Below are 10,683 nucleotides of genomic sequence, written 5' to 3'. Positions count from 1 at the left end.
CATCCAATTTATCCAACACATCAAATACCTCCTTGGGCGGATGCCCGCCCGGTTCATATCCCAGCGCCCGCTGGCGTAAGTATTCCGAGAGAGACAGCCCGCACCGTTTAGCCATCAGCGTCATTTTTCGTTTCTCGGTGACGCTGACGCGGACATTGATTCCAACGCTGCGCTTTCTCATGCGCCAGCAGCCTCACAGGGGTTCGGGGCTGTCCCCGTAGGCTTTTCGGCGGGTTGCCCTGTGGCAACACTTCGCCCATGCTTGCTTCCCTCAAGCGCTCCGAGTGACGATGGTGACGATGGTGACGGTCTTTCTGGGATACCCCACCCCGATAATTGAGTTATATCAATATCATCGTCACCACCGTCACCATCGTCACCATAGAAGTTCAAGAGGCGAACCTTATTTTTTCGATGAGTTTTATAGTGAATCCCTTTCGGCTCGAATACTTTATCGAAATACTTGGCCATGTTGTAGGTGAACTGGTTCGGTTTGGCATTTTCAATACCTGCTGCCGCAAGCAATTCAGATGCCGTTCCCTGCCAGTTCCCAATGCTTTCGATGTACTCAGCTGCTTTCCACAAGTAGTCCGGCACAGCCTTGATCTCTCGTTCCTCTGCGGTTTCTTCATCTTCAAGTGTCCAAATGCAGTTTTCTTCCCGCAAATGCAGCGTTCTATCGTCCATATCACGACCTGTCAGCAGGATGTCGGCAGTCTGGCTCATGCGTTTGCGCTGCATAACCCAGCTGGTATCTGCCACACCCATAAGACCTGTAGAGCCTGAAATCTGGTCAAACGGATCAGCTGCACTCTGCTTACGCAAGTGGTGAATCAGCAAAATGCAGATGCCATACTTGTCAGCAAGCTTTTTCAATGCACCGGCCTCCTTATAGTCGTTCGCATACATTCCACCGTTTCCATCGCTTAGACGCACTTTTTGAAGTGTATCGATAACGATTAGACCAACATCGTGATATGTATGGACAAGCGCCTCGACTTGTTCCTCCAAGCCCTGCCCGATGCTGGGGCATTCGGTTTGGAGAATCAGACGCTCCGGGGCATCTCCGCCGTCAATAAGCTGGAAAATGCGGTTTTGCAGGCGGTTAAATGTATCTTCCAACGACAAATAAACCACGGTGCGTGGCTCTATTTCTCGATTCCAGACAGGATTACCCTGCGCAATCTGCAAACACAGCCACAAGGTCAGCCAGCTTTTGCCTGCTTTGCTGGGGCCGGCAAACAGCGCCAATCCGGCTGGGAGCAAACCGGGGATAATCCACTTTACGGGCGGCAGCGGCGTGGAGAGAAGTTCTTCTGCGGAGATTGCTTTCGGAATTTTTGTAAAAGTCATTTGCATCATCCTTTCTTGTTTGGCATATATCTATTATCTCATAGTATCGTAATTTTGTGTGTAGTAAGTTTTACTCTCTAGTGTTAAGTTGTACGGCTCACGCCGCCCCACAGCCCCACAGACGCGCCAAACGGCGGGTTTGCGGAGTTCATCGCGTCCGTGTGCGGTGAGGGGCATCCGCCTCACACAGGGCGCGTTTGGGCAAGGTGTGAGAGTGAATCAGATTTGATTCACTTTTTCGATTTTACCACCCCAGAGTGAATCAGTTCTGATTCACTTTGGCAGTCCTCGTGCGTATTTCGCACAATCTCTCAGAATTGGTCTAATCATAAGTTCACTACCTTTCCCTGCTGTATCGTTATTCTGTGTAACCCTCTTGAATACACTTTCCGGGAGAGAAAAAAGAGCCCGGAGAGCCTTACCGATTTGGTAAGGTCCTCCGGGCTCTTATATATTTTCTCTGTTTTATCCGGGCGTAAGGGTACACTTTCCCCGAAAATCTTGATGTGAATTCAATAAAAATCAAATAATACGCATAGTAGCGTCAATCACACAGTTATATAAATAATAAAAGAAACCGTGTGCATCAAAATAATGCTGAAGAAAAATGTCTAATTTGCCGCTCGCCCCCAGACTCGGGAACATAACAGGCAAGCCGCTGGCAACGACCGTTCACTGACTTTGCAAGGGTCTTACTTCTTACAACCCAAGCGCGGTCACCCTATCTGAAGCTGTAGGGCATCTGGAGTATCATTATGTTCTCTCCCCGCCGTGGGTTAGGGTCTGCCTTGACCTTGCTGTGCGCCCCACCGGGAAAGTAAAGTACCTGTTATGCTGTGTATTCAGTTGTAAAGGTGCTGGTACAGAACGAATCTGTAAGTCTAATATACGCCGACAATTAGCATTCTGTCAACAGCAAGTGCTAATTGTTTACGTGACGTTCACAATTCACGGCGACAATCCACCTATGATGGATTTCATCAGCAAAGCTTGCTCATCATTCAAAGCACCGCACACATCCATCAGCAGTTCCCGCTGGCGTATTGTTAACCACCGTTGCTGCAGTCGACTCGAATCCAGAACAAACACACCTCCACCTGCTCCAACTTTGGTGTAAATCGGATATTCCAATTCTAGCACACGAATATCGTTACGGATGGTATGGAAACTCACATCGAACTCAAAAGCAAGGTTTCCGACGGTATCATTTTGCCGCTCATAAAGGGCTGCAATCAACAGCCTGCGGCGCTTATATAATGAGAATCTTCTTTTCCCAGTTATCGTTGTGATGACGTCCTTCCCTCTGCAAGCAGCAAATTCTATCGTTTAACCGTACAATTAGTATTATATCAACCTTTGTTCAAAACGGAATCTCACACCATGCTCATGTAAGCAATCCCCAATAGCATCATTTTGACGTTCATAGTGAGCTACCATTAACTGTCAGTGCGCACATGGGGGAAAAAAGATTTTTCACATTATAGATTTCTGTACGAAATCAGCTCAATCTGATTGTCCTCCACCCATTTCACAATCTCAGGACTTGTTACGGCTTCCAAATCAGATATTCTGTAAAGATTGTACGAAGACAATTTCATGAGATTGTGATCAACAAATCCCATATGACCAACAATTAACGAATAATCTTTTTTCAGTAGCTCCTCGCTATGCATCAGGATATAGGTTTTTAATGATGATTTCAATTGATTTTCAGGAGTTGCAGGTTTAAGATACCACTCCATTTTAGGCAGTGTTGTCTCCAGCTTGAATATTTTATGAAAAACATCAAGTGAAAAAGGAATACCATATGCCTTTGCCAGTTCACTTTCGGCATGGATGATTGCCGGCGTAGCATAAGCATGCGGGTGTACATAGTCCGGTTTCCGTCCAAATAATTCAACAAACCGTTTGATTTGATTTTCCAGTTCAAGAATCACTTCCTCCAGAACTGCGTGTTCCTGATTTTCCGCTTTTGCATCCAAAGTGCGACTTTCATTGCTTGTATGAAAGGCACCATTATCCTGAACCAATGAAGGAATTAAATCAGGCTTCGTTAACGGCGTTCCCGTTGTTAAATTCAAATCAATTCCTAACGCAATTTTATCCAGATATGGCATGATCAACTTTCCGCATTCTACACTCCACGGCATATTCATAAACATACCTGTATTCCGAATTATGCCATTTTCAATACCATAAAGAATACCTCTGGCCACTGCCGGAGAAATTGCATAGTCATCTGATTGTACCAAAAGTTTCATTTTCAATCAACCTCGTAAGTATAGTGGTACAGCGCACCTATCAAATTGGCATCATTTCCAAATGTACATGCGCAGATCTCCGGTTTTGTGGTATGAATATACGGATATGTTTCATATATAGACTGCATTTTCTGATTGATTTTTTCTATTAGAATTGGTTGCTTGGAAATTCCGCCTCCAATCGATATTTTTTGCACATCGAGAATCAGCTGCAAAGAGAACAATCCCGTTGCAAGATTTGTGCAGAACTTATCTAAAACCAGACAAGCCGTCGGTTCCCCGTTAATTACATTTTCAAAAAATTCTTGTCCGGTGACCGGCTCGTCTGTGCAGCCTTTTTCTTGCGCATAATGTTGTAACAAGATTTTTGTGCTCTGATACTTTGACCAAATTGTTTTCGTTGTGTACGCCTCTGTCCAGTTTGTACTTATTCCAGACAGTTCTCCCGCATAGCAAGATGACCCACGGTACAACTTTCCATCAATAATGACAGACCCACCGATTCCCGTCCCTAATGTAATAACCAAACCATTTTTTACGCTTTTCATGCTGCCCTTCCACAGTTCAGCCAATGCTGCACATTTAGCATCATTTTCAATGCTAAAATTGCAATCCATACGCTCTTTTATAAGTTTGGTTATATTTATGTCACTCATGTAGCGTAGAGATCCGCCAATAAAATAAGTCTTTTCCTTTGCATTGTAAGATCCTGGTGCACTCATAACGATTGTATGTGTTTCAGATTTGTACTTTTCAAAAATATGTTCGATTATTTTCAAAAAGTCATTTGCACCGTTCTTCGGCGTGGGGAGACTCCCCTGCTCAAGAATGACAGCTTCCTCTGTCACCAAACCGTATTTAATATTTGTGCCACCAACATCAATAGCCAAATACTTTTCCATTGCGTTTCTCCCTGTCATTCATTAAAATTCCAGATCTTCTCCATTTGATTCAATACACTTCTTATACCAGAAAAAACTGTCTTTTTTGATGCGCGAAAAGTCACCACGACCATCATCGTCACGGTTCACATAGATATAACCATAGCGTTTTCTGAACTCGCCTGTGCCAGCAGAAACCAAATCGATTGGTCCCCATGAAGTGTACCCCATCAAAGGAACACCATCCTCTACAGCGCGCTTCATTGCCTCAATATGTGGCTTTAAGTAAGCAATCCTATATTTGTCATGCACCTTTCCATCTGCTGTCAATTGGTCCATTGCACCTAGGCCATTCTCAACGATCATAAGCGGAGTTTCCGGATAGCGGTCCGTTAGCCGCATCAGCGTATAATAAAGTCCATCCGGGTCAATTTGCCATCCCCATTCACTTGCTTTTAAATACGGATTTTTTGCCCTGAAGCTCATGTTCCCATGAGTTTTTTCAACATTCGGATTTGTCGTAATGCAAGAAGATGAATAATAGGAAAATGAATAGAAATCAACAACACCCTCTTTCAAGATTCGCTTATCATCGAGATCATCGATGAAATCTGCCTGCACGCCATAATCTGCAAACATAGATTTTGCCCAGCACGGATATTTCCCCCGGACTTGCACATCTCCGCAGAAGTCATATTTTTGATGTTCCTTCTTTTGATAGAACAGCATATCTTTAGGGTCTGGCGTCAGCGGGTACATTGTCCCATGCGCAATCATAGTACCGAATTTGAAATCCGGGTTGATTTCGTGACCGGCCTTTACGGCCAGCGCACTTGCTACGAACTCGTTATGGAGTGCTGTAAAACATTTTTGTGGATCATGCTTTAATTTTGTTACGGGAATTCTCTCCTTAGAACGAATATCCTCATCCTCCAACAATCCCAAACAATACAAATCGCCCATACCCGCATTCATCATCGCCATGTTGATTTCATTGAAGGGAATCCAGTACTTTACCTTATCTTTGTATCTTTGGAAGCATGTTTTTACATACTTCAAATATAAATCAATGGTTTTCCGGTTATAAAAGCCATGATATTCTGTGACAATATGCCATGGTATTTCATAATGACACAGCGTCACCAACGGCTCAATATTATATTTTTTACATTCATCAAAAAGAGCATCATAAAATTGTAGTCCTGCCTCGTTTGGCCGCTCATCATCTCCATTTGGAAAGATTCGTCCCCAGTTAATAGAGGTTCGGAAGCACTTAAATCCCATCTCAGCAAATAAGGCAATGTCCTCTTTGTAATGATGGTAAAAATCCACAGCTTGGTGACTTGGATAAAACGCTGTTGTATCTATCTGTGGCAGAAATGTACGAGGTGTATTCAAGCTGCCGCCAATTAACATATCCGGAACAGACAAGCCTTTTCCGTCGGTAAGATAGGCTCCTTCACATTGGTTTGCAGCTACTGCACCGCCCCAAAGGAATTTTTTCGGAAAGCTCATTATTATTCCTCCCCAAATTATATTTTTCTACATTGTTACTGCGAAAAAACGCAGAGAGCCCACATTCCTGCAGGCTCTCTGCTGTTATAGCATCTCCCTGACAAGGCCATCAGGATCGTATTTTTATCAAAGATATATATGGCAAGCGAAAAGTTTAGATAACATTTCTCCGCTCCACAGATATCCGCAAGTTATTAGTTTTTGCTTGAAACAATCTCTTTTCCATATCCCAAAACCATGCCGAGCACAAACGAAACGACAAAAGCAACAATCATGCCAATAGCACCGGCCACCGCGTATTCACCAAAACGCAGGAAATTGAGCCATACGAAGCCAACTCCGGAGAACAGCGTTACTTTTGCGCCAAGAATATACATAACAACAGCGCCGCATGCGGCACCAGCCATTTGATAAGCCAGAACTCGCTTCTCAACCAGCGTAATGCCGTATAGTGCAGGCTCACCAATATTTGCCGAAATCATAGTAATAAAGGCGGTCCAACCAAAAGCCCGTTTATCCTGATTGTTGGCACGAATTGCATAAGAAAGGATGGCACCCACATGGGCTAAGGAACTGGCAATAGCACCCGGAGATACAATAGCATCATACCCCATCTGCATCCAAACGGGAAGCAGGGTCATCATCAACGGCATGTGCATGCCAAACATCATCAGGAACAGCCAGAACACAGCCACAATAACGATTGCTACAATACCAAGGGTATCATTCATCCAAAGAATCACGTTGACAAGCAGCTGCATGATTGCGTTGCATGCAGGTCCACAAATGCAGAGCGCCGCAGGGAACGCAAGTACCATAATCAATACGGGAACACCTACAACGCGGAAATGATCCGGGACAATTTTCTTGACAAATTTTTCAATATACGAGATGACCCATGTACTTAATACAATCGGAATCACGCTACTGGTATAATTGATCAGCTGCATATTGAAAATGCCATACAGCTTAAAAGTTTCTCCTGCATTTATGATGTCCAGCATATCCGGGTGAATCATAACAGCGACAACCATCATAGCATAAAGAGGTGTGGCATTAAATTTCTTTGATGCCGTATAGGCAATAAAGAAAGGCAGGAAATAGAATACAGCTGTGTTAACCAAGTTGCAGAAAATGTACAGCTGGTTGTCTTCTGTAAAAACGCCCAAGTTCGTTGGTCCAAGCAGAACGGCAACCATTTTAAAGATACCGGCTGCAATAATTGCGGGAAGTATGGGAACCAAGCTCCCGGATACGGCATCAATAATACCATTTGCCACACTCTTTGGCGTAATTTTCTTCTTGGTTTTATTTTCTTTATCTGCGTCTGCATTTTGTTGGACAGGTTCCTGGCTTTCAAAGTTGCCTACAGCGCACACTTCCTTATAAACCTTGTCAACAGCAGAGCCGATGACGATTTGTAATTGTGTATCCGTATCAATGACACGAATCACGCCGTTAATTTCCTGGAGCTTCTTCATGTCAACTTTGGCGTTATCATTCATGACAAAACGAAGCCGTGTCATGCAGTGTGAGACATTCTCAACATTCTGACTGCCGCCAATAGCTTCCAGAATGTTTACGGCCAACTGATTATAGTCCATAGCCATTTGTTTTCCTCCTAATATTTATATCTTAGCAAATTTCAGTTGTAAATTGTAGAGGCTTCTATACATTAATTTTGTGGGTCTGTAATCGACTCACCATTTGTAGCAATCACCTGTTTATACCAGCCAAATGATTTTTTTCTAGTCCTCCTTAGAGAGCCTTTTCCCGTATCATCTCGATCCACATAAATGAAGCCATATCTCTTTTTCATTTCTCCTGTTGCAACAGACACCAAATCGATTGGTCCCCAGCAGGTATATCCCATAAGAGGAATACCATCGAGCTCTACTGCCTTTTTCATTTCCAAAATATGCTCTCTCAGGTAATGGATGCGGTAGTCATCTGCCACATATCCGTCTGCATTGGGCTGATCTATTGTACCCAAGCCATTTTCAACGATAAATAAGGGCTTTTGATATCTGTCATAGATTTCATTCATCGTAATTCGCAATCCGATGGGATCAATGAAACGTCCCCACGGCTCATGCTCTAGATAGGGATTGTCTGCAGATTTGAGCAAATTGGAATCATATTTTCCCTTTGCATTTGCTTCAGCTACCCTCGTTGAGTAATATGAAAAAGAAACAAAGTCCGCAGTATTCTCTTTTAGGATAGCCTTGTCCCCTTCTTCAAATGGGATTTTAAAGCCATACCGCTCAAATTCCTTGATTACATACTCAGGATACTCACCGCGTACCTGAACATCCGTAAACATATAGTGTTTACGATTCTCACTCTGGGCCGCCTGTACATCCAAGGGATTGCATGTCTTCGGATAATAAATTCCTGCATTGAGCATGCAGCCGATTTTTGAATTTGGAATCATCTCATGGCAGAGTTTTGTAGCCCAAGCGCTTGCAACCAAAACATTATGTACAGCATTATATATCGAGACATAACGATTTTCACCGCGCTCAAATACAATTCCTGCGGACATAAAGCATGCACTTGTCATGATATTGATTTCATTAAAGGTAATCCAATATCGTACTTGCTGCCCGTACTCAGCAAAAAGTGTTTTGGTGAGCTTTATATAAAGGTCAATGAGCTTTCGGTTTTTCCAGCCCCTATACTTAGTTACCAGATTCATCGGGATATCATAGTGTGTAATTGTTACGACAGGTTCAATTCCATGTCTATGACATTCTGCAAATACGTTTCGATAGAAAGCGATTCCCTCTTGATTTGGCCTTTCATCATCCCCATTCGGGTAGATACGACTCCATGAAATCGAAAGCCGAAGCGCTTTGAACCCCATTTCCGCAAACAGTTCGATATCTTCCTTATAGTGATGATAGAAATCAATTGCATTTTGTGCTGGATAATAGTGTTCATTATCCGGAGTCAACATTTGAAGATCACCCTTAATTACCGCAAGGCGATCCTCTCCATAAGGAAGTACATCTGCATTAGAAAGGCCGCGTCCGCCTTCGTTCCACCCTCCTTCGCATTGGTTTGCTGCAATCGCACCGCCCCATAGGAAATTTGTTGGGAAAGACATTCCTTTTTTGTTCCTCCTTTAGATCGTACATCTGTTATTTGATAGTTACCTTTTCCTTATTGATAAGCGCGCTTTTTCATAAGAGAATCTTTCGCACAAGACACACCGACCATGTTGGGTATCTTCTGCGATTGCAATCATATTATAGCGCGTGTTGCACGGTTTTGCAACATTTGCTGCACGTTTTTGTAAGCATGCACAGATATTTTTGCACGTTTTTGGTACATTTGCTTTTGCAAAAACGAACTGTTTGCCCAATTCAGTGTCTTTCACTGGACATTTGCACGTTTTTGCTATATAATATGGATGTTAGAATTTTGTATCAAGGGGGGGCCGTGCAATGTCGGTTCTAAAACTGCTCGAAGAAAATCTTTCAAATTTTTCCAGAAATGAGCGCCGTGTAGCAGATTTTATTTTGGCACATCCGAAAAGTATAAAAGAATTATCCTGTGAGGCAGTATCTGCCACATGTAATGCAAGCCGCAGCACAGTCCTTCGACTGTGCCAAAAGCTCGGTTATCAGGGCTACTCCGATTTTAAGGTTGCACTTCTAAGCGATCTGGAAAATACAGAAAGTGCATTACCAACAACTTCCCCTCAAGACCATTTGGCACAAGAAATTCCACATGCAATTTCCTACTATTTCCATGAAATAATGCAAATGGAAAGTTTGCTTGATTCCCAGATACTTGATACTGCCATTGATGCAATCTCACACGCCAATCGCGTAATTACACTTGGACTGCTTCATTCTGCCGTTTCTGCACAACAATTTGCGTTTCGGTTAAACAAATTCGGTGTTGATGCCCACGCAATAAGTGATTATACCATTATGGCAAGTTATGAGAGAATTCTGAAGTCGGGCGATGTCGTTGTTATATTCTCAATCAGCGGTCGCGATACATATATCTCTCTTGCTGAAGAGTACCGGAAAAATCGTGTAAAAGTAATTCTCATAACAATGACATCAAATTGTAGTCTCTCAAATTATGTGGATACGCTCATTGCCATTCCGTATCCAGCCAGTATATCTGGAATGTACCCTATGGACGAGGCTCCAATATTTTTTATGGTGATTGAAATGCTTATCGAGTCTCTACACCAAAAGCTGCAACAATTGGTGTGATTTGTAAAGTCCTTTTTACTGTTGGACAAATTCGTACAGCATGCAATCATGGTTTGGTTTAAAATATTTACAATGACTAATGTTCCTGCCCATCTGTGAACGGTTTGTTATAGGGGTTATTTTGACCACCATTTGACTACTACTGTGCAGCAGCACCGCAAAATGCCAAAAAAGTCTGTTGTGACAACCACCAGCAGGCTTTTTCTCGTTTTGGGCGCAACTGTGCAAAACTAACAGAATTAACGTCTTAACGTCGGTCTACACCGCCTTGTCGTAGTTCTCCGACCCGGAAGGCCAGAGGTTCGAATCCTCCCGGTCGCACCAGAAAACCTCATTGCAATGTGTTTTTTGCAATGAGGTTTTTTGTTTTTGTTAGTGTTTGATTTTCAGAATAATTTTAGCAGCATATCGTCTGCCGCATCGGTGTACTGCCCTTTT

9 protein-coding genes are annotated in these 10,683 nt (G+C 43.1%); 1 reads left to right on the top strand and 8 read right to left on the bottom strand.

Features of this window, described 5'->3' with window-relative positions; all coding sequences use genetic code 11:
• The 8 genes from B5D32_RS15065 to B5D32_RS13715 form a co-directional block, all read right to left on the bottom strand.
• On the bottom strand, positions 1–181 hold a 181-nt coding region (locus B5D32_RS15065; RefSeq protein ID WP_420896771.1), incomplete at its 3' end, for a plasmid mobilization protein.
• On the bottom strand, positions 178–1,353 hold the full coding sequence (locus B5D32_RS13745; protein ID WP_159447064.1) for an AAA family ATPase: 1,176 nt from the start codon (positions 1,351–1,353) through the stop codon (positions 178–180). The genes B5D32_RS15065 and B5D32_RS13745, both read right to left, overlap by 4 nt.
• 948 nt (positions 1,354–2,301) lie before the next feature.
• Complete coding sequence (locus B5D32_RS13740) at positions 2,302–2,589, bottom strand: DeoR family transcriptional regulator (RefSeq protein WP_078785543.1); 288 nt, start codon at positions 2,587–2,589, stop codon at positions 2,302–2,304.
• Positions 2,590–2,831: 242 nt separating this feature from the next.
• A complete protein-coding gene (locus B5D32_RS13735) occupies positions 2,832–3,614 on the bottom strand; it encodes a ChbG/HpnK family deacetylase (protein ID WP_078785542.1) in 783 nt (260 codons plus the stop codon).
• Positions 3,615–3,616: 2 nt separating this feature from the next.
• Positions 3,617–4,516 carry an ROK family protein gene (locus tag B5D32_RS13730; RefSeq protein ID WP_159447063.1) on the bottom strand — a complete coding sequence of 300 codons (900 nt, stop codon included), beginning with the start codon at positions 4,514–4,516 and terminating at the stop codon, positions 3,617–3,619.
• A 21-nt stretch (positions 4,517–4,537) separates the two neighbouring features.
• Positions 4,538–6,010: a family 1 glycosylhydrolase gene (locus B5D32_RS13725; RefSeq protein WP_078785540.1), complete on the bottom strand. Its 1,473-nt coding sequence runs from the start codon at positions 6,008–6,010 to the stop codon at positions 4,538–4,540.
• Between the two features lie 194 nt (positions 6,011–6,204).
• On the bottom strand, positions 6,205–7,620 hold the full coding sequence (locus B5D32_RS13720; RefSeq protein ID WP_078785539.1) for a PTS transporter subunit EIIC: 1,416 nt from the start codon (positions 7,618–7,620) through the stop codon (positions 6,205–6,207).
• Between the two features lie 65 nt (positions 7,621–7,685).
• On the bottom strand, positions 7,686–9,119 hold the full coding sequence (locus B5D32_RS13715) for a 6-phospho-beta-glucosidase (protein ID WP_078785538.1): 1,434 nt from the start codon (positions 9,117–9,119) through the stop codon (positions 7,686–7,688).
• Positions 9,120–9,459: 340 nt separating this feature from the next.
• On the opposite strand from B5D32_RS13715, the gene B5D32_RS13710 reads away from it, so the two are divergent.
• The gene (locus tag B5D32_RS13710) at positions 9,460–10,245 is read left to right on the top strand and encodes a MurR/RpiR family transcriptional regulator (RefSeq protein WP_078785537.1); all 786 of its coding nucleotides are present in this window, start codon (positions 9,460–9,462) and stop codon (positions 10,243–10,245) included.
• The last annotated feature ends 438 nt before the right edge of the window (positions 10,246–10,683 follow it).

The organism is Gemmiger formicilis (genome assembly GCF_900167555.1).
GTDB lineage: Bacteria > Bacillota > Clostridia > Oscillospirales > Ruminococcaceae > Gemmiger > Gemmiger formicilis.
The sequence above is the reverse complement of the archived record's forward strand: the minus strand, read 5'-3'. Positions and strand labels throughout refer to the sequence as shown.